The organism is Streptomyces sp. NBC_00045 (genome assembly GCF_045041095.1).
Classification (GTDB): domain Bacteria; phylum Actinomycetota; class Actinomycetes; order Streptomycetales; family Streptomycetaceae; genus Streptomyces.
Map to the genome: position 1 here is coordinate 4,860,266 of NZ_CP108271.1, position 19,786 is coordinate 4,880,051.

The 19,786-nt window shown below is 73.4% G+C and carries 13 protein-coding genes; 8 read left to right on the forward strand and 5 right to left on the reverse strand.

What is annotated here, in order from left to right; translation table 11 throughout:
* Positions 1–2,514 (forward strand): DNA helicase PcrA, encoded by a 2,514-nt coding sequence (gene pcrA / locus OHA65_RS22915; RefSeq protein ID WP_405762350.1) that lies wholly within the window; start codon positions 1–3, stop codon positions 2,512–2,514.
* 104 nt (positions 2,515–2,618) lie between these two features.
* Here the strand turns inward: pcrA and OHA65_RS22920 are convergent, their stop codons facing one another.
* Positions 2,619–4,157 carry a M23 family metallopeptidase gene (locus OHA65_RS22920; RefSeq protein WP_405762352.1) on the reverse strand — a complete coding sequence of 513 codons (1,539 nt, stop codon included), beginning with the start codon at positions 4,155–4,157 and terminating at the stop codon, positions 2,619–2,621.
* A gap of 222 nt (positions 4,158–4,379) precedes the next feature.
* On the reverse strand, positions 4,380–5,171 hold the full coding sequence (locus OHA65_RS22925) for an alpha/beta fold hydrolase (protein ID WP_327284988.1): 792 nt from the start codon (positions 5,169–5,171) through the stop codon (positions 4,380–4,382).
* 209 nt (positions 5,172–5,380) lie between these two features.
* Here OHA65_RS22925 and OHA65_RS22930 point away from each other — a divergent pair, with 209 nt between their 5' ends.
* Positions 5,381–5,782 (forward strand): cobalamin B12-binding domain-containing protein, encoded by a 402-nt coding sequence (locus OHA65_RS22930; RefSeq protein WP_327284989.1) that lies wholly within the window; start codon positions 5,381–5,383, stop codon positions 5,780–5,782.
* Positions 5,783–5,934: 152 nt separating this feature from the next.
* Here OHA65_RS22930 and OHA65_RS22935 read toward each other — a convergent pair whose 3' ends face one another.
* Together OHA65_RS22935 and OHA65_RS22940 are read right to left on the reverse strand one after the other, a co-directional pair.
* Complete coding sequence (locus OHA65_RS22935) at positions 5,935–7,542, reverse strand: DUF5691 domain-containing protein (RefSeq protein ID WP_371644563.1); 1,608 nt, start codon at positions 7,540–7,542, stop codon at positions 5,935–5,937.
* A gap of 190 nt (positions 7,543–7,732) precedes the next feature.
* The gene (locus OHA65_RS22940; protein ID WP_327284991.1) at positions 7,733–9,073 is read right to left on the reverse strand and encodes an SWIM zinc finger family protein; all 1,341 of its coding nucleotides are present in this window, start codon (positions 9,071–9,073) and stop codon (positions 7,733–7,735) included.
* A gap of 134 nt (positions 9,074–9,207) precedes the next feature.
* Here OHA65_RS22940 and OHA65_RS22945 point away from each other — a divergent pair, with 134 nt between their 5' ends.
* From OHA65_RS22945 to sucD, 5 genes are all read left to right on the forward strand, one after another.
* Positions 9,208–10,314 (forward strand): AAA family ATPase, encoded by a 1,107-nt coding sequence (locus OHA65_RS22945; RefSeq protein WP_327284992.1) that lies wholly within the window; start codon positions 9,208–9,210, stop codon positions 10,312–10,314.
* A complete protein-coding gene (locus OHA65_RS22950) occupies positions 10,311–12,596 on the forward strand; it encodes a DUF5682 family protein (RefSeq protein ID WP_405762354.1) in 2,286 nt (761 codons plus the stop codon). The genes OHA65_RS22945 and OHA65_RS22950 overlap by 4 nt, the downstream gene beginning before the upstream one ends.
* A 181-nt stretch (positions 12,597–12,777) precedes the next feature.
* Positions 12,778–13,926: a VWA domain-containing protein gene (locus tag OHA65_RS22955; protein ID WP_328763410.1), complete on the forward strand. Its 1,149-nt coding sequence runs from the start codon at positions 12,778–12,780 to the stop codon at positions 13,924–13,926.
* 282 nt (positions 13,927–14,208) lie between these two features.
* Positions 14,209–15,387 carry an ADP-forming succinate--CoA ligase subunit beta gene (gene sucC / locus OHA65_RS22960; protein ID WP_327284995.1) on the forward strand — a complete coding sequence of 393 codons (1,179 nt, stop codon included), beginning with the start codon at positions 14,209–14,211 and terminating at the stop codon, positions 15,385–15,387.
* Between the two features lie 21 nt (positions 15,388–15,408).
* Entirely contained in the window at positions 15,409–16,299 is an 891-nt protein-coding gene (gene sucD / locus OHA65_RS22965) for a succinate--CoA ligase subunit alpha (RefSeq protein ID WP_327284996.1), read from the forward strand.
* Between the two features lie 87 nt (positions 16,300–16,386).
* Here the strand turns inward: sucD and OHA65_RS22970 are convergent, their stop codons facing one another.
* On the reverse strand, positions 16,387–17,973 hold the full coding sequence (locus OHA65_RS22970; protein WP_405762355.1) for a helix-turn-helix domain-containing protein: 1,587 nt from the start codon (positions 17,971–17,973) through the stop codon (positions 16,387–16,389).
* 123 nt (positions 17,974–18,096) lie between these two features.
* Here OHA65_RS22970 and OHA65_RS22975 point away from each other — a divergent pair, with 123 nt between their 5' ends.
* Positions 18,097–19,773, forward strand: coding sequence for a DUF6350 family protein (locus OHA65_RS22975; RefSeq protein WP_405762357.1), 1,677 nt, complete (start codon positions 18,097–18,099; stop codon positions 19,771–19,773).
* Positions 19,774–19,786 lie beyond the last annotated feature (13 nt).

A 19,786-nucleotide genomic window follows, 5' to 3' on the forward strand; every position in this document is an offset into this window, starting at 1 on the left:
ATGAGCAGCCTCTTTGACGACAGCTTCCTGGCGGACCTCTCCCCCTCCGACGAGGTCCCTCCGCCGCCCGAGGACCACGCCGCACCGGAACCGGGTGCGGACGACCTCTTCGGGGGCCGGTTCGACGTACCCATGAGCGGGGACGCGTACTACCGGGACGGCGACCCCAAGCCCGTCATCGACCCCGCGACGCTCCTGGACGGGCTCAACGAGCAGCAGGCCGCCGCCGTGGTGCACGCGGGCTCGCCGCTGCTCATCGTGGCCGGCGCCGGCTCCGGCAAGACCCGGGTGCTGACCCACCGCATCGGCCACCTGCTGGCCGCGCGGGGCGTCCACCCCGGCCAAATCCTGGCGATCACCTTCACCAACAAGGCCGCCGGTGAGATGAAGGAGCGCGTCGAGGGGCTGGTCGGCCCGCGCGCCAACGCCATGTGGGTCTCCACCTTCCACAGCGCGTGCGTGCGCATCCTGCGCCGCGAATCCAAGCGCCTCGGCTTCACCTCGTCGTTCTCGATCTACGACGCCGCCGACTCGAAGCGCCTGATGGCGCTCGTCTGCCGCGACCTGGACCTGGACCCGAAGAAGTTCCCGCCCAAGTCCTTCAACGCCAAGATCTCGAACCTCAAGAACGAGCTCATCGACGAGGACGCCTTCGCGGCACAGGCGGCCGACGGCTTCGAGAAGACCCTCGCCCAGGCGTACGCGATGTACCAGGGGCGGCTGCGCGAGGCCAACGCGCTCGACTTCGACGACATCATCATGACCACGGTGCACCTGCTCCAGGCGTTCCCGGACGTCGCCGAGCACTACCGGCGCCGCTTCCGTCACGTCCTCGTGGACGAGTACCAGGACACCAACCACGCCCAGTACACGCTGGTGCGCGAGCTCGTCGGCACCGGCTACCCGGACCTGCCGCCGGCCGAGCTGTGCGTGGTGGGTGACGCCGACCAGTCGATCTACGCCTTCCGCGGCGCGACCATCCGCAACATCCTCCAGTTCGAGGAGGACTACAAGGACGCGACGACGATCCTGCTGGAGCAGAACTACCGCTCCACGCAGACGATCCTCTCCGCCGCCAACGCGGTCATCGAACGCAACGAGAACCGCCGCGCCAAGAACCTGTGGACCCAGGCCGGCAGCGGCTCCGTCATCACCGGCTACGTCGCGGACACCGAGCACGACGAGGCGCAGTTCGTCGCCGATGAGATCGACCGGCTCACGGACGCGGGCGAAGCCAAGGCGGGCGACGTGGCGATCTTCTACCGGACGAACGCGCAGTCGCGCGTGTTCGAGGAGATCTTCATCCGGGTCGGCCTGCCCTACAAGGTCGTCGGTGGCGTCCGCTTCTACGAGCGCAAGGAGGTCCGGGACGTCCTCGCGTACCTGCGCGTCCTGGCGAACCCGGAGGACAACGTTCCGCTGCGCCGCATCCTGAACGTGCCGAAGCGCGGCATCGGCGAGCGCGCGGAAGCGATGATCGACGCCCTCGCCATGCGCGAGAAGATCACCTTCCCGCAGGCGCTGCGACGCGTGGACGAGGCCTTCGGCATGGCCGCCCGCTCGACCAACGCCGTGAAGCGGTTCAACGTGCTGATGGAGGAACTCCGCACGATCGTCGAATCGGGCGCGGGCCCGGCGGTGGTGCTGGAAGCGGTGCTGGAGCGCACGGGCTACCTCGCCGAGCTCCAGGCCTCGACCGACCCGCAGGACGAGACGCGGATCGAGAACCTCCAGGAACTCGCGGCCGTGGCCCTGGAATTCGAACAGGCCCGGGGCGAAGACGCCGCGACGCCGGCGGCAGCCGCCACGGGCGGGACCCTCGCCGAGTTCCTGGAACAGGTCGCACTCGTCGCCGACTCCGACCAGATCCCCGACGAGGACGAGGACGGCTCGGGCGTCATCACGCTGATGACCCTGCACACCGCCAAGGGCCTGGAGTTCCCGGTGGTCTTCCTGACCGGCATGGAGGACGGGGTTTTCCCGCACATGCGGGCGCTGGGCCAGACCAAGGAGCTGGAGGAGGAGCGCCGCCTCGCCTACGTCGGCATCACGCGGGCGCGCGAGCGGCTGTACCTGACCCGCTCGTCGATGCGCAGTGCGTGGGGCACCCCTTCCTACAACCCGCCGTCGCGGTTCCTCGAAGAGATCCCGGCGGAGTACCTCCAGTGGAAGCGCACGGGCGCGGCCCAGAGGCCGGCGGGCCCGATGCGGGGCTCCGGCTCGGGGTCCGGGTACGGATCCGGGACGGGGAAGGCGACCTTCGGGACCTCGCCGGAGGCGTTCCTGTCCTCGTCGCGTACGAAGTCGGGGCCGTCCGGGTTCGCGACGCGCCGGGCCAACGACAAGCCGGTCATCGCGCTGGCGGTCGGGGACCGGGTCACGCACGACCAGTTCGGGCTGGGCACGGTCATGGAGGTCAGGGGAGCTGGCGCGGACGCGCAGGCCACCGTCGACTTCGGGGACGACAAGCCGAAGCGCCTGCTGCTGCGCTACGCGCCGGTGCAGAAGCTGTAACGGCTCCGCCGGGCCCGGGCCGGTGCGGTCCGGGCCGATGTGGCTGAGGCTGATGTGGCTCTGGCTGATGGGGCCCGGGCCGATGTGGTTCGGCCGGGGCGGTCTTAGCTCGGGTCCAGGCCGTGGCTACGGAGCCACGGCAGCGGGTCGATCGCCGAGCCGCCGCCGGGCCGGACCTCGAAGTGCAGGTGCGGACCGGTGGAGTTGCCGGAGTTGCCGGAGTAGGCGATGACGTCGCCCGCCTTGACCTTGCCGGACCGGAGCTTGGTGCTGCTGAGGTGGCAGTACCACGTCTCGGTGCCGTCGGGCGAGGTCACTATGGCCATGTTGCCGTAGGCGCTGTTCCACTGCGTGCGCACGGTGCCGTCGGTGGCGGACATGACCGGGGTGCCGTAGGAGACCGGGAAGTCGATGCCGGTGTGCACCGACATCCACATGCCGCCGGCCTGGCCGAACGTGGCGCTCAGGCCGTGCTGTTCGACCGGGATCGCGAACTTGGGGCGGGCCGCCTCCTTGGCCGCTTCCTCCTCCGCCTTCTTCTTCTTCTCGTCTTCCTGGCGCTGACGCAGGTCGATGCGCTCCTGCGTGCGGCTCGCGCGGTCCGCGAAGTCGCCGGCGTCGGCGCTGAGCGCCGTCAGCTGGGTGTCGAGCTTGCTGTTCGCCGCGACCGGCTTCACCGAGGCCGGGTCGGGCGCGGCCATCGTGGTGGTGTCCTCGGCGGGCTTGTCCACGCCGGTGAGTCCGCCGACGGAGGCGGCCGCGACACCCGCGACGCCCATCACGCAGGCGGACGGTACGGCCACGGTCAGCAAGGCGGAACGCTTCGCCGGGGAGCGGCGCCGGCTGTTGCCTCCGCTGGAGGGGGCCGTTGCCGCCGACTTCGTCTTGGCGCCGGCGCGGCGCGAGGCGCGGGGCGCGGGTGCGTCGGCCGGGGTGAGCGGCATGGCCTGGGTGGGCAGGTCGTGCACCGGGTCGGCCGCGGCGTCGGCATCGAGGTCGAGGTCGAGGTCGAAGTCGTGCTCGTGGTCGTGGCCGAGTTCCGGCTCGGGGCCCTCGTCGCCGAGGACTTCGAAGACGGCGGTCTCGCTGTAGGCGTCGGCGGCGGGAGCGGCCGGTGCCTCGTAGGAGTAGGTCGTGTCGTGGTGCGTCTGCTGCTGGGCCTGCTGCTGGTACTCGTACTGGTAGTCGTACGAGAAGGTCTGCGTCTGCTGTTCGTGCTGCGGGACGGCGTTCCAGGCGGTGGCGTCGTACGCGCCGGTCTCGGTGCCGGTGGTGCCGTAGCCCGGCACCGCCCACTGGCCGGTCTGCCCGGGCTGCTCGTAGTCGAACCCGGTGGCCTGGTAGTCCGTGCCGCCCTGCTGGTTCCAGGCGCTCGCGTCCCACTGTCCGGTGCCGGTGTCCTCGCAGACGCCGCCCTGGGCGGGGATGCTCGACAGGTAGCCGCCGTCCTGCGCGTAACTGTCCTGCGCGGACCAGGCGGTGGTGTCGTACGCGCCGGTCTCGTACGAGGCGTAGGAGGCGTAGTCGTACCCCTGGCCCTGCGTTTCGTAGGAAACGTATGTCGAGTCACCAGCGAAAGTGGTGTTGGAAAGGCCTTCGTACCCGGAATCGGGGTACAGGCCCGACGAGGGGCGGTCGTTCACCAACTTCTCTTTCGCCTCGGCAGTGGGGGGCCTGGGTGGCCAAGGAACTTGAGGTTCCCTGGGGAGAGCAGTGGCGTGACTGTACCCGGCGGTTACTGGCAACGACAATCTTCCAGGGGTTTCCGGCTTTCCGGAACCGGGCATTCGGCCGTCTTTCGGTCGCAGCAAGGCCGAGCCTTGGCCTTGAGTTCGAAATCCGTTCGAGTTTCGATCGGTTGGTGTTCACGCGACGGAAGCGGCGTCCTCCAGGCCTTCGACGGCGGCCGGGCCGGTCCTGTCCAGTGCGCGCCGGACCGCTGCCGTCACGGCCGGATGTGCGGGTAGTGCGAGATGTCCGATGCCCGTGACCTGCACGTTCTCCACGAGGAGGTCCGGATGCTCGATACGGGCCGTCTCGGTCGGGTCCATCAGCTCGTCGAACTCGCTCCAGAACGCCACGCATCGGGTGCGGCAGCCGGGCGCGGGCGCCCGCAGCTCGGCCAGCACCTCGGAATCCGGGCGCATCTGCCGGACCAGCGGATGCGCGTCCATGAAGGGGGCGACCCGCGTACCGGAATGCGGAGTGCCGAGCGTGACGAGCGTGCGGACGCGGGCGTCACCGCCGAGGCGCTGGACGTAGTACCGCCCGACCAGCCCGCCCAGACTGTGCCCGACCAGGTCCACCCGCTCCTGCCCCGTGCGCTCGCACAGCTCCTCGACGCGCCGGGCGAGGTGGCGGGCGGTGACGCGCAGGTCGCGGGTGAAGGGGGAGTAGTTGTACGTCTCCACCTGCCGCCGGCCGCCCGCGGCGAGGGTGCGGCGCAGCAGGACGAACACGGACCGGTTGTCCGTGAACCCGTGCAGCAGGAGCACCGGCGTCTGCCCGAGGCGTTTTGCGGCGGTTGCGGGCGGCTTTTCCTGACGTATCCCGGTCGGGTACAGCAGTAGGTGCCCGCCGAGGACCACCGCCTCCAACACTCCGGCCCGCAGCGCGGCCCCGGACACGGACACGGGTACGGGTATGGACACCCCCATCGACGGCCTCCCCTAAGCCTTTTGGGACTGCGGTCGGCCGCGCCACCGTGCCGTGCGGCTGTCGGTACGGTGGCGCGCGCCCCCCGGTTCGGCTCCCCATGGCGGTGAATCAACGCCGTCCCACGTGTGATTTCCCCCTCGTGGTTGACCGTGAAACGGGGGTGTGCGCGATGCTGTACTTAACGTTCGTTCACTCGGGAGGCAGTGCGATGGGTGTGACCGGTCCGATCCGTGTGGTGGTGGCCAAGCCGGGTCTCGACGGCCACGACCGCGGGGCCAAAGTGATCGCGCGTGCGCTGCGGGACGCGGGCATGGAGGTCATCTACACGGGCCTCCACCAGACTCCCGAGCAGATCGTGGACACCGCGATCCAGGAGGACGCCGACGCGATCGGCCTCTCGATCCTTTCGGGCGCCCACAACACGCTGTTCGTGCGCGTCCTGGAACTGCTGAAGGAGCGCGAGGCGGAGGACATCAAGGTCTTCGGCGGCGGCATCATCCCGGAGGACGACATCGCCCCCCTGAAGGCGAAGGGCGTGGCCGAGATCTTCACCCCGGGCGCGACGACGACGTCGATCGTGGACTGGGTCCGCGCCCACGTCCGCCAGTAGCCTGCGCCGCTCACCCGACGGGCGACCCGACGCCCCGCGAACCCGACCGTGCGTGTCGGTGCGGTGGGGCGGCGCGGCGCCGGCCCCCGCCGGGCGGCGGAGATCCGCGCCGGACCGGGCCCGCGACCGCGGGCCGGTGGGACGCCGCGGGGTCAGGGCCCGGGCGGGGTCAGTTCCCCGAGCATGGTGGCGCGGAGGCGGAGCGTGGCGACCAGGCGTTGGAAGGCCTCGGCCCAATACGCCGCCGCGCCCGCAGACGTGTCCGGCGGGCCGTCCGAAGTCGCCGTCAAGGACTCCAGGAGGTCGGCTTCCGCGGGATCCAGGCAGCGTTCCGCCAGGCCCATCACTCCGCTGAAGCTCCACGGGTAGCTGCCCGCTTCCCGCGCCGCGTCCAGGGCGTCCACCACCGCCCGCCCCAGCGTCCCCGCCCACGGCACCACGCACACGCCGAGCAGCTGGAAGGCCTCCGAAAGGCCGTGGGCCCGTATGAACTCCGCGACCCACTGCGCCCGTTGCCCGTCCGGCAGGATGGACAGCAGCTTCGCCCGCTCCGCCAGCGACGCCGTGCCCGGGGCCGTCGCGGGAGGCGACGACGCCGAGCCGAGCAGGGCCTTCGACCACTGCGGATCGCGCTGGCGGACCGCCGCCCGGCACCACGCCGCGTGCAGCTCCTCCCGCCAGCTCTCGCCCCCGGCCACCGGCAGCGCCACGATCTCCGCCGGGCCGAGCCCCCCGAACCGCTCCCCCCAACAGGACAGCGGAGCCGCCTCCACCAGCTGGCCCAGCCACCAGGCCCGTTCCCCGCGCCCGGCGGGCGGCCGCTCGACCACCCCGTCGCGGAGCATCCCCGCATCGCACTCGGCCGGCGGAGTCACCCCCTCCGGCCCGACGCAGGCCCGTGCCCGCTCGGCCATCCGCCGGGCCAGCGCCGACTGCGGCAGTGCGGACAGCAGCTCGGCGGCCGTCGCCCGGACGTTGCGGCTCCGGTCACCCAGGGCCGCTTCCAGGAACGGCTCGTCCCCTTCCGTCAGCCCCACCCGCAGTGAGTCGAGGAACATCAGCCGGTCCTCGGCCCGCTCCGCGGCCCAGGTCGTGGACAGCAGCCGTGTCGCGGCCGCCGCCTCGTGCACCCGTACGGTCCCCAGCAGGGCCACGCGTTCCGCGAACAGTCCCTCCTGCCACAGCCGTTCCACCCCGGCCCCGTCCTCGGGGTCGGGGAGCTCCCCGCCGCCCGCCCCGCCGCGCAGGGCGAACCGCCAGTCCGGATTCAGCCTGGCCAGCCACAGGCCCCGCGCCCCGGCCAGGGCCAGCGCCTGTGCCCGCAGGTCCGTCCTGGCCCGGGCCGCGTCCAGCAGCGCCGGCACGAGCGCGGCCGGCGCCCGGTAGCCGTGCCGGCCGGCGGCGGCCAGCCACTGCGGCAGCAGCTCCGTCAGGTCCGGGGCCGCCCCGCGCCGCCCGCCGCCGCTGCCCGCGCCGGTCCGGCCGGCCAGCAGCTGTGCGAGACGCCTCCGGGCCGGCTCCGGCGGAGCCGGGCGCGGATCCCGTGGTGCGGGATCCGGCCGCGGACCCGCCGGGGCGGGCCGCAGCCCCGCCCGGCGCCGTACGGTCTGCACGGCCGCCGCATCGAGCAGCGCCGACGGGTCGCCCTGGCGCCGCCCCGTGCCCAGCAGTGCGGCGGCGACCAGCTCCTCCCACTCCCCGTGACCCGTGTTCGTGTCCCTGTTGGTGTCCGTGTCCGTGTCCGTCGTCTTCGCCGTCACCGCGCCCCTCCTTCTCTTGCGGTAGTGCTCCGGTCCCGCCCCCTCCGCGGGACCGGAGCAGCTCTCGTCCCCCTTGCCCGACCCTTCAGCTTGCGTGGTTGTCGTTCACAAAAGCCCCCCGGCTTCGTCGTTCGTGCACGTCGGCGCCCCCGCGCAGACGTTCCCTCCCCTACGGGACCCCCCGGTCCCTTCACCCCAGGGCGACCGGTTCCGGGCAGCCCGGCTGCCAGGCCGTCAACGGGGTGAATCCGCGGTGTCCGCATTCGCCGAACACCGTGACCGGCCCGCCGCCCGAGAGCGCGGCCAGCTGCCACAAACCGGACCGCGATGCGCCGCCCGAGAGCGCGACCGGCAGCGCGGAGGTGCCCTCCGCATCCGCCAGTTGCCAGCCCAGCTCCCCCGGTATCGGGATCACCGGGCCCAGCACCACGGGCCACGAGTCCAGCCACGGGTCCTCCCGCAGCGCCGCCCCGTACGCCTCCAGTGCCGCCCCCGTACTGATCCCGGCGGGAGGCTGGTCGTTCGCCGCGGCCGGCGCGGCCCTCTCCCCGAGATCCGCCCGCAGCCCCGCCGTACCCGGCCGGAAGCGAGCCTCCGCCTCCAGCACCAATCCCACGGGAAGTGCCAGCCCCGGCGGCCGCCCGGGCGGGCCGAAGTCCAGCACCAGGGCCGGGCGCCCGCTTCCCAGCCCGCGCAGCCACGTCCGGCGGGTGGTGAGCCTGCCGTCCGGTGACACCGAGTCGTACTGGGCCAGCACCAGCCAGCGGTCCCGTACGACCTCCCCCTCCGCGGCGGAACCCGGAAGCCCCACCCTGCTCCGGACCGTCGCGGCGAGCGGCTGCGGCAGGCCTGCCAACCCGAGCCAACCCCGGTTCAGCAGGTGCAGCAGCGCGCCCTCCTCCAGCATCCGGGCGGGCCATCCGGGACCGCAACTGGGTATCGTCCCCAACTCCCGCACCCGCGCCGCGAGTCCCGGCGCCTGGGCGTCGACCATCCGCGCGGCGGTCTCCTCCCAGGGCGCGTACCCCGCCTGCTGCTGACCGGCCAGGCCCCCGCGCAGCACGTCCTCCAGCCGCTGTTCCAGCTCGGTGACGCCGGCGCTGATCCGGGCCGCCCTCCGTTCGGCCCGGATCTTCGCCGCCCCCTCGTCCGCCGGACCCTCCGCCGCGGAGGCCGCACGCGCGGCCTTCGCCGCCCGCCCCGCCTGCCATTCGGCGGCCCAGTCCGGCGCCCCGCCGCGCTCGCCGAACCCCTCGGCCGACCGGAGCAGGAGCAGCCCGAGCGCGTGCTTGCACGGGAACTTCCGGCTCGGACAGGAGCAGTTGTACGCCGGGCCCGTCAGGTCCACGACCGTCCGGTACGGCGTACTGCCGCTGCCCTTGCACACCCCCCACACCAAACCGGAAGCGGAATCTCCGGTCTGTGACCACGGACCCGCCCCGCCCAGCTTGGCCCCCGCCGTGCGTGATGCAACGTCAGGAGCCAGAGCCAGTACCTGTTCCGCTGTCCAGCGGACCCCCTGCTCAGTCATGTGCTCCACCGTAGAGACCCCCACTGACAATCGCTCTGACCTGCAACAACCCTGCGGGAGAGGGTCGTTGTCAGTGGCGTGGTGCACGGTTGTTCCAACAGTCGGAAGCGGCTGTCGAGCATTGGAGGGGGACCATGACCATGCCCGAGAACGGCACGGGCGCCGAGGTGCTGCGACCGCACGCCGAAGACGCCTTCGCGGACGAACTGAAAGCCCTCGCGGCCACCGACGACCGGCCCCGGCCGACGCGTTGGAAGCTCTCCCCGTGGGCCGTCGCGACGTACCTCCTGGGCGGCACCCTCGCCGACGGCACGGTCATCACGCCCAAGTACGTCGGCCCGCGCCGCATCGTCGAGGTCGCCGTCACCACCCTCGCCACCGACCGCGCCCTGCTCCTGCTCGGCGTCCCCGGCACCGCCAAGACCTGGGTGTCAGAGCACCTGGCCGCCGCCGTCAGCGGAGACTCCACCCTCCTCGTCCAGGGCACCGCCGGCACCCCCGAGGAGGCGATCCGGTACGGCTGGAACTACGCCCGCCTCCTCTCCCAGGGCCCCAGCCGCGAGGCCCTCGTACCGAGCCCCGTCATGCGCGCCATGGCCGAGGGCTCGACCGCCCGCGTCGAGGAGCTCACCCGCATCCCGGCCGACGTCCAGGACACCCTCATCACCGTCCTGTCCGAGAAGACGCTGCCCATACCCGAGCTCGGCCAGGAGGTGCAGGCCGTGCGCGGCTTCAACCTCATCGCCACCGCCAACGACCGCGACCGCGGGGTCAACGAACTGTCCAGCGCGCTGCGCCGCCGCTTCAACACGGTCGTCCTGCCGCTGCCCGCCACCGCCGACGCCGAGGTCGACATCGTCGCCCGCCGCGTCGACCAGATGGGCCGCGCGCTCGACCTGCCCGCCGCGCCCGAGGGCCTGGAGGAGATCCGCCGCGTCGTCACCGTCTTCCGCGAGCTGCGCGACGGGGTCACCGGCGACGGCCGTACGAAGGTGAAGTCGCCGAGCGGCACGCTGTCCACCGCCGAGGCCATCTCCGTCGTCACGGGCGGCCTCGCGCTCGCCGCCCATTTCGGGGACGGCGTCCTGCGCCCGTCCGACGTGGCCGCCGGAATCCTCGGCGCCGTGGTCCGCGACCCGGCCGCCGACGGGATCGTCTGGCAGGAGTACCTCGAAACCGTGGTGCGCGAGCGGGACGGCTGGAAGGACTTCTACCGCGCCTGCCGGGAGGTGACGGCATGAGCGGCCCGACCGCCGGGCGGCGGGGGCCGCTGCTGCTGGGCGTACGGCACCACGGGCCGGGCTCGGCCCGCGCCGTGCGGGCCGCCCTCGACGCGACCCGCCCGGCGGCCGTGCTGATCGAGGGCCCGCCCGAGGGGGACGCGCTGCTCCCGCTGGCCGCCGACCCCGGGATGCGGCCACCCGTCGCCCTGCTCGCGCACGCCGCCGACGATCCGGGACGGGCCGCGTTCTGGCCGCTGGCCGCGTTCTCGCCCGAGTGGGTCGCCGTCCGCTGGGCGCAGGAGCAGGACGAACCGGTTCCGGTGCGGTTCATCGACCTCCCGGCCGCGCACACGCTGGCCGCGCGGGCCGACCCGGAAGAGGCGGACGGGACGGACACGACGGACGCGACGGACTCCGTACGGCTCGACCCCCTCGCGGTGCTCGCAGAGACCGCCGGGTACGACGACCCCGAGCGCTGGTGGGAGGACGTGGTCGAGCACCGCGGCGCCGCCCCGCAGGATCCCCTCGCCGCGTTCGAGGCGCTCGGGGAGGCCATGGGGGCCCTGCGCGAGGCGTACGGGGACGGCGGCCGGCCCCGGGACCGGGTGCGCGAGGCGTACATGCGCCAGCGCATGCGGGCCGCCCGTCGGGAGTTCGGCGACGCGTACGCCGTGGTGTGCGGGGCCTGGCACGTGCCGGCGCTGCGCGCGAAGACCACGGCCGCCGCGGACAAGGCGCTGCTGACCGGGCTCCCCAAGGTCAAGGTGGAGACCACCTGGGTCCCGTGGACCCACCGGCGGCTCGCCCGGGCCGGCGGGTACGGCGCGGGCATCACCTCGCCCGGCTGGTACGCGCACCTCTTCGCGGCCCGCGACCGGCCGGTGGAGCGGTGGCTGACCCGGGTCGCCGGGCTGCTGCGGGAGGAGGACCTACAGGTCTCCCCGGCGCACGTCATCGAGGCGGTCCGGCTGGCCGGGACCCTGGCCGCGGTACGGGGGCGGCCGGCGGCCGGACTGACGGAAACCCTCGAAGCGGCACGGGCGGTGATGTGTGACGGCTCCGACGTCCCGCTCGCGCTCGTGGAGGACCGGCTGGTCGTCGGCGACGTGCTCGGCGAGGTCCCCGACGGGGCGCCCGCCGTCCCCCTGCAACGGGACCTGACCCGGCAGCGGCGCTCACTGCGGCTCAAGGCCGAGGCGCAGGACCGCGAGCTGGAACTCGACCTGCGCAAGGACACCGACGCGGCCAAGTCCCGACTGCTGCACCGGCTGCGGCTGCTCGGCATCGACTGGGGCACGCCGGCCGCCTCGCGGGGAAGCACCGGGACGTTCCGCGAGACGTGGCGGCTCTGCTGGGAGCCGGAGCTGTCGGTGAGGGTCGCCGAGGCCGGCATCTGGGGCACCACCGTCGTCGCCGCCGCCACCGCGAAGGCCGAGGCGGACGCGGCCGGGGCGGCCGAGCTCGGCGAGGTGACGGCGCTGGCCGAGCGGTGCCTGTTGGCCGGGCTGTCCGGGGCGCTGCCCGCCGTACTGCGGGCGCTGTCCGACATGGCCGCGATGGACGCCGATGTGGCGCGGCTCGCCAAGGCCCTGCCGGCGCTGGCCCGTTCGTTGCGGTACGGAGACGTACGGGGGACCGACGCGGCGGCGCTGAGGACGGTCGCGGGCGGGCTCGCGGAGCGGATATGCGTGGCGTTGCCGCCGGCCTGCGCGGCGGGCCTGGACGCGGACGCGGCCGGCGAGATGCGGGGCCGTGTGGACGGGGTGCACGGCGCGATCGGCCTCCTCGACGAGAACGGGCTGCGGGAGCGCTGGGCGGCGGTGCTGGGGGCGCTGGCCGGCCGGGACACCGTGCCGGGGGTCATCCGCGGCCGCGCGGCCCGGCTGCTCCTGGACGAGGGGCGGCTGACGGCGGAGAAAACGGCGCGGCTGATGGGACTCGCTCTTTCCCCGGCGGCCGCCCCGGCCGATGCGGCGGGTTGGATCGAGGGCTTCGCGGGCGCAGGCTCGGGCGGCGGCACGCTGCTGGTCCACGACGAGCGGCTGCTGGGGCTGATCGACGCGTGGCTGGTCGGAGTGCCGGAGGGGGCGTTCATCGATGTACTGCCGCTGCTGCGGCGGACGTTCGGGGCGTACGAGGCGGGCGTCAAGCGGAGCCTGGGGGAGCTGGTGCGCCGCGGGCCGTCGGCGAAGCCGGCGCCGGGTGCGGCCCCCGAGGGCTTCGCCCCCACCCTGGACCCCGTCCGGGCCGACGCGGTGCTGCCGGTCCTGGCCCTCCTCCTCCCCGCCGCACCGGGATGACTCCGGGGGCGGGTCCGGGGGCGGCGCCGTTGCGCGAGCGTTCCCGGCTGCGCCGGGCTCCGGGGTTGCGCCCAGGGTCCTGGGCCCCAAACGCAGGCGGGCTGGTTCGGGCCGGCGGGATGGATACGGGTACGCGCCGGCGGCGGAAGCCGGTGGCACGGTTGGCAGGAGGGACGGGGAGATGAGCGGGACCGGGATTTCGGACAACGGCGGGGCCGCCGCACAGGAGCGGGGGCGGCGGTGGCGGATGGTGCTCGGCGGGGACGGGGACGGGACCGGGTTCGTGCCGGGTGGGCGGGACGCCGGGATGGATGCCGCGCTCACCGCGCTGTACGGCGGCTCCGGCCCCCGCAGCGGCGGGCTCGGCGGGTCCGCGCCGAACGTGGCCCGCTGGCTCGGGGACATCCGTACGTACTTCCCCGCTTCCGTCGTGCAGGTCATGCAGCGGGACGCCATCGAGCGGCTCGGCCTGTCCTCCCTGCTCCTTGAGCCGGAGATGCTGGAGGCCGTCGAGCCCGACGTGCACCTCGTCGGCACGCTCCTCTCCCTCAACAAGGCCATGCCGGAGACGACGCGCGAGAGCGCCCGCGCCGTGGTCCGCGCCGTGGTCGAGCAGTTGGAGAAGCGGCTCGCGTCCCGCACCCGCGCCACCCTCACCGGCGCCCTCGACCGTTCCGCCCGGACCAGCCGCCCCCGGCACGCGGACATCGACTGGGACCGGACCATCCGGGCGAATCTGAAGAACTACCTGCCCGAGTACCAGACCGTCGTCCCCGAGCGGCTCATCGGCCACGGCCGGGCGGCGCAGTCGGTCAAGAAGGAGGTGGTCCTGTGCATCGACCAGTCGGGGTCGATGGCGGCCTCCGTCGTCTACGCGTCCGTCTTCGGCGCGGTGCTCGCCTCGATGCGGTCGATCGCGACGCGGCTCGTCGTGTTCGACACGGCCGTCGTCGACCTGACGGATCAGCTCGACGATCCGGTCGACGTCCTGTTCGGTACGCAGCTCGGCGGCGGCACCGACATCAACCGCGCCCTCGCCTACTGTCAGTCGAAGATCACCCGCCCTGCCGACACCGTCGTGGTCCTGATCAGTGATCTCTACGAGGGCGGCATACGCAACGAGATGCTCGCCCGGGTCGCGGCGATGAAGGCGTCGGGCGTCGAGTTCGTCACCCTGCTCGCCCTGTCCGACGAGGGCGCTCCCGCGTACGACCACGAGCACGCCGCGGCCCTCGCGGCACTGGGCGCTCCTGCCTTCGCCTGCACCCCCGACCTGTTCCCGGACGTGATGGCCGCGGCCCTGGAGAGGCGCCCCCTGCCCACCCCGTGACCGGCCCTCCCGGCCACCCCCGGTCGGTGCCGTCCCGGCTGGCGGATCACACGAATTTCCAGTTCAAGCGTGAGGCGATCTGTGACAGGTATCACCGCTCAGGTGTGATCTGCGATTTAGGGACGCAGGTCCCACGGGGATAACCTGCGGGACGGACATGCCGCGTCCACGGTCACCGTGTGCGCCTCCCTAGTGACAGCGCCGTCACGTTGCCCTCCGCGGCACGCCCACGCAGACAACCGCGAATCACTGCGAATCTTTGAAGACAAGGGACGGACGCGCGTGGACCTGTTCGAGTACCAGGCGAGGGACCTCTTCGCCAAGCACGGTGTACCGGTGCTGGCCGGTGAAGTCATCGACACGCCTGAGGCGGCTCGCGAGGCCACCGAGCGGCTGGGCGGCAAGTCGGTCGTCAAGGCGCAGGTGAAGGTCGGCGGCCGCGGCAAGGCCGGCGGCGTCAAGCTCGCCGCCACCCCGGACGAGGCCGTCGCCCGTGCGACGGACATCCTGGGCATGGACATCAAGGGCCACACGGTCCACAAGGTGATGATCGCCGAGACCGCTCCCGAGATCCTTGAGGAGTACTACGTCTCGTACCTCCTCGACCGCACCAACCGCACCTTCCTGGCCATGGCCTCGGTCGCGGGCGGCATGGACATCGAGGAGGTCGCCGCGACGACCCCCGAGAAGCTCGCCAAGGTCCCGGTGAACGCCAACGAGGGCGTGACCATCGAGAAGGCCCGCGAGATCGTCGCGCTGGCGCAGTTCCCGGCCGAGGTCGCCGAGAAGGTCGCCGAGGTCCTCGTGACCCTGTGGCAGACCTTCATCGCCGAGGACGCGCTCCTCGTCGAGGTCAACCCGCTCGCGAAGGTCGCCTCCGGCGACGTCATCGCCCTCGACGGCAAGGTCTCGCTCGACGAGAACGCCGAGTTCCGTCAGCCGGGCCACGAGGAGTTCGTCGACCACGCGGCCGCGAACCCGCTTGAGGCCGCCGCCAAGGCGAAGAACCTCAACTACGTGAAGCTCGACGGCGAGGTCGGCATCATCGGCAACGGCGCGGGTCTCGTCATGAGCACCCTCGACGTCGTCGCGTACGCCGGTGAGAACCACGGCGGCGTCAAGCCCGCCAACTTCCTGGACATCGGCGGTGGCGCCTCCGCCGCCGTCATGGCCAACGGCCTTGAGATCATCCTCGGCGACCCGGACGTCAAGTCCGTCTTCGTCAACGTCTTCGGTGGCATCACCGCGTGTGACGAGGTCGCCAACGGCATCGTCCAGGCGCTGGAGCTGCTGAAGGAGAAGGGCGAAGAGGTCACCAAGCCGCTCGTCGTCCGTCTCGACGGCAACAACGCCGAGCTGGGTCGCAAGATCCTCTCGGACGCCAACCACCCGCTGGTCCAGCGCGTGGACACCATGGACGGTGCGGCCGACAAGGCCGCCGAGCTCGCGGCTGCGAAGTAAGGGCAGAGGTCACAGACTCACATGGCTATCTTCCTCAACAAGGACAGCAAGGTCATCGTCCAGGGCATGACCGGTGCCACGGGCATGAAGCACACCAAGCTGATGCTGGCTGACGGCACCAACATCGTCGGCGGCGTGAACCCGCGCAAGGCCGGCACCACCGTCGACTTCGACGGCACCGAGGTCCCGGTCTTCGGCTCGGTCGCCGAGGCGATGAAGGAGACGGGCGCCAACGTCTCCGTCCTCTTCGTCCCGCCGGCGTTCGCCAAGGCCGCGGTCGTCGAGGCTATCGACGCCGAGATCCCGCTGGCCGTCGTCATCACCGAGGGCATCGCGGTGCACGACTCCGCCGCCTTCTGGGCGTACGCGACCGCCAAGGGCAACAAGACCCGGATCATCGGCCCGAACTGCCCGGGTCTGATCACCCCCGGCCAGTCCAACGCCGGCATCATCCCGGGCGACATCACCAAGCCCGGCAAGATCGGTCTCGTGTCCAAGTCCGGCACGCTGACCTACCAGATGATGTACGAGCTCCGTGACCTCGGCTTCTCCTCCGCCGTCGGCATCGGTGGCGACCCGGTCATCGGCACCACGCACATCGACGCCCTCGCGGCGTTCGAGGCGGACCCGGAGACCGAGCTCATCGTCATGATCGGCGAGATCGGCGGCGACGCCGAGGAGCGTGCGGCGGACTTCATCGCGAAGAACGTCACCAAGCCGGTCGTCGGCTACGTCGCGGGCTTCACCGCCCCCGAGGGCAAGACCATGGGCCACGCCGGCGCCATCGTCTCCGGCTCCTCCGGCACCGCGCAGGCCAAGAAGGAGGCCCTTGAGGCCGCCGGCGTCAAGGTCGGCAAGACGCCGACCGAGACGGCCAAGCTCGCGCGCGAGATCCTGAACGCCGCGAAGTAACGCTTGCCGTTGCCGTAGGTGCGTGTACGGGCGTGGCCCGCATCCCGAGGGATGCGGGCCACGCCCGTTTTCCGTGGGCGCCTGCGGCTATCCGAGGCTGGGGGCGAGCCGGTTCGGCTTGTGCGCCGGGTGTGCGCGCAGCTTGGCGTGGAGCTGCCGGGTCTCCTCGGTGAGCCGTTGGGGGCCGCTGAGCGGGGGGACCCCCGAGACGCTCGCGCCGGGCGCGACGGGGGGCTCGTACTGCCGGGGCGCGGTCACGGTGGTGTACGCGGTCGCGACGGCGATCACGGCCGTCAGACCGAGGAACGCCCGGGTCCACCGCGTGGCACGCTGCTCGGCGGCCATCCGGACGGCGGCCGCGGGGCGGGGTTCCAGCCGGACGGCCGGTGTGACCGAGCCGAGCCGCTCGCGCAGCACCGCGGACTCCTTCCCGGGCGGTGCGGCGGCCAGTTCCGGGATGCGGTCGGCGAGGGCGGCGTGTGCGTGCAGGAGGCGGTTGCCGGCGGTGGGGGTGCTGGCCTCCGTCTCGGCGGCGGTGTCGGGCAGGTCGAGGCCGACGCCGTCATAGAGCAGCACGGTACGGCGGTGGGCCGCGGGCAGCGCCAGCATGGCGTCCATCAGGATGCGGTCGGCGGGGTCGGCGGGGGCCTTGTCGGGGTGCTTGTGGGCGCGGCGGAACCGGTGCCAGGGGGAGAGGGCGTACTCGTACACGGCTGCGCGCACCCAGCCGACCGGGTCGGGATCGACGGCCACCTCGGGCCACCGGGCCCAGGCCTGCTGGAACGCCTGCTCCACGGCCTCGTGGGAGAGGCGGCGCCGGCCGGTGAGCAGGTACGCCTGCCGGGTGAGGGCGGGGGCGGCGTAGTCGTACATCGCATCGAACACTTCCCGCGGCCCGGGCGGCCGTTCGGGCCCGGGAGGGGCCGGTACGGACTCCACCGGATCGGGGGCGGCCCCCTCCGGGTCGGAGGCGGGGTCGGGGGCGGAGGCGGGGGCCGCGGGGGCGGGGGTCGGCTCCGGGCCGTACGGGGTGGCGGGCACCGGCGCCCGGTCCGGTAGGGCCAGGGCGTGCGGGAGGTCCGGGAGGCGGACGGGCGACCAGGAGGTTCCGGGGCCGGGCGTGCCAATGCCGCCAGCGGTGGCGTTGGCGGTGAGCTCGGCCCCTCGCCGGGGCGCGGCCGGCCCGGCGAGGGGCGGCGACAGGGGCTGCTGCCCGTGCCCGCCCATGCCGAAGGGGCGGTAGGCCCCCGCCCTCCACAACGCCGCCGCGTCGGGTCCGGCCGATGACGTGGCGTCAGCCATCGCCGGACCCGGCGCGGCGGCGGGTTCTGCCGCGGGCTCGGCCCCGGGACCCTGAGGCGGCGTCACGGCGGGGGCCGGGCCCAGGCCCAGGGCCGGAGTCGGAGTCGGAGTCGGGTCCGGGGTCGGGTCCGGGGTCGGGCCCGGGGCGGCGGCCGCGACCGGGGGCTGGGGTTCGAGGGAGGCCAGGAAAAGGGCGTAAGCCTCGCGTTTGCGGCCCCGGGGGCCGGTGCGTCCCGATTCCCAGGAGCGGACCGTGGTCACCGTCACGCCCACCGCCGTCGCGACGTCCTCGTACGTCAGGTCCGCCGCCTCGCGCAGTCTGCGACGTTCCTCGGGCGAGGGGAGCCTCGGCTCCTCGACGCTTGCTGTCATGTCACACTCCCCGTGACCTGCCGACAGACCTGGGCGTAAAAGTACATAAAACGTATATTGGGCGACACCACGGAAATTCGCCTGTTACCCGCCCATAGCGCGTGTCGTTGGCACCATGGCGGGGTGACCCAAGTGACCGAACGCGGGACCCCGTTGCAGATGGCCCCGCGGGCCGCCGCCGGGCGGCGCCGTTCGCCGGCCGCCGCCGCCTGTGTGCTGGGCGGCGCCATGGCCGCCGGGCTGGGGCTCGGCTTCCTCGCCGTGCTCGTCATCGTGCTGTGGATCAGCTCCCCCTACCCCGATAGCGGCCCGGGCGGAGCCCTGCACCTGGCGGCCGGGCTCTGGCTGCTCGCGCACGGGACCGAGCTCGTCCGGTACGAGACCCTGTCCGGGGTGCCGGCGCCCGTCGGCGTGACCCCGCTGCTGCTCGTCGCGCTGCCCGCGCTGCTGATGCGCCGGGCCGCCCGGCTCGGCAGCGCCTCGGGTGACGGCAACGACGGCGACGAGGTGCTGCCCGCCAGCGCCGTCTTCTCGGCCGTGACCTGCGGATACCTCTGCGTCGGAGCACTGGCCACCGTCTACGCGGCCGGCGGCCCCATGCCCGCCGACCCGCTGAGCGCCGCCTGGCACGTCCCGCTGGTCGCCGTGCTCGCCGCCGCCGGCGGGGTGTGGGCCGCCAAGGGGCGTCCGGTCGGGCCGCTGCCGCACTGGGTCCCGGAGGCGGTGCGCCGGGCTGTCGTCCGGCCCCGCTACGCCCTCGCGCTGCGCGCCGGAGCCGCCGGGGCCCTCGTCCTCCTGGGCGGCGGCGCGCTGCTCGTCGGGGCTTCGCTCGCCTGGCACGGCGCGGAGGTCCAGGCCTCGTTCCTGGCGCTGACCAGCGTCTGGTCCGGCCGCTTCGCGGTGCTGCTCCTCGCGCTGGCGCTGCTCCCGAACGCCGTGGTGTGGGGCGCGTCCTACGCCCTCGGCCCCGGTTTCGCCCTCGGCGCCGGTGCGACCGCGACCCCGCTCGGCTTCGCCGGCGCGCCCGCCCTGCCGAGGTTCCCGCTGTTGGCGGGGCTGCCGCCGGAGGGGCCGGGGACCCTGCTGACGTGTGCGACCGCGGGGGTGCCGCTGGTGGCCGGGCTGGCGGTCGGGTGGTTCGCGGTACGCCGGGCGCGTGAAGTCCGGTACCGGGAGACCGCCCTGACGGCGGCTCTGGGCGCCCTGGTGTGCGCGCTGCTGCTGGCCGGGCTCGCGGCGGCCGCCTCGGGGCCGCTCGGCTCGCGGGGGCTGGCGAGCTGCGGCCCGGTGTGGTGGGCGACCGGCGCGGCGACCTTCGCGTGGATGCTGCTCCCGGCGGTGCCGGTGGCGGTGGCGGTGCACTCCTGGCGGACCCGGCCGGTCCGGCAGGCGGAGGCACTCGCGATGGAGGCGGGGGACGAGTGGCACGACAGCGGCGTACGGGAGCTGCGCTGGGAGGCCCTGCAGCGGGCCGCCGGCGTGTTGGTCCCCGACCTGGCCCAGGAAGCGCCGCAGGCCGGGCCGGAGCCTGCCGCCGCGATGGCCGTGGTACCCGAGGCCCCGGCCGGCACCGGGTCTCCCGTCACCGCCGTCGCTCCGGCCAAACCGCCACGCCAGGTCACCGTCGTGACGGAGTTTCACCTGGACCTGACGCCGATTCCGGTCCCGCCGAACCCGGTGGACACGTCGAACCCGGTGGACACGTCGAACCAGGCAGTGCCGTCGGCCGAGCCGGCCCGGCCCGTCGTCCCGCCCGTTGCCGGTGCCCGCGTGCTGGCCCGCCGCAAGCCCCCGGCCTGAGACGGGCGCACCG

Coding starts and splice junctions, on each gene's coding strand:
- pcrA (WP_405762350.1), top strand. CDS start 1: ATGAGCAGCCTCTTTGACGACAGCTTCCTGGCGGACCTCTCCCCCTCC.
- OHA65_RS22925 (WP_327284988.1), bottom strand. CDS start 5,171: ATGGGGGTGTCCATACCCGTACCCGTGTCCGTGTCCGGGGCCGCGCTG.
- OHA65_RS22930 (WP_327284989.1), top strand. CDS start 5,381: ATGGGTGTGACCGGTCCGATCCGTGTGGTGGTGGCCAAGCCGGGTCTC.
- OHA65_RS22940 (WP_327284991.1), bottom strand. CDS start 9,073: ATGACTGAGCAGGGGGTCCGCTGGACAGCGGAACAGGTACTGGCTCTG.
- OHA65_RS22945 (WP_327284992.1), top strand. CDS start 9,208: ATGACCATGCCCGAGAACGGCACGGGCGCCGAGGTGCTGCGACCGCAC.
- OHA65_RS22950 (WP_405762354.1), top strand. CDS start 10,311: ATGAGCGGCCCGACCGCCGGGCGGCGGGGGCCGCTGCTGCTGGGCGTA.
- OHA65_RS22955 (WP_328763410.1), top strand. CDS start 12,778: ATGAGCGGGACCGGGATTTCGGACAACGGCGGGGCCGCCGCACAGGAG.
- sucD (WP_327284996.1), top strand. CDS start 15,409: ATGGCTATCTTCCTCAACAAGGACAGCAAGGTCATCGTCCAGGGCATG.
- OHA65_RS22970 (WP_405762355.1), bottom strand. CDS start 17,973: ATGACAGCAAGCGTCGAGGAGCCGAGGCTCCCCTCGCCCGAGGAACGT.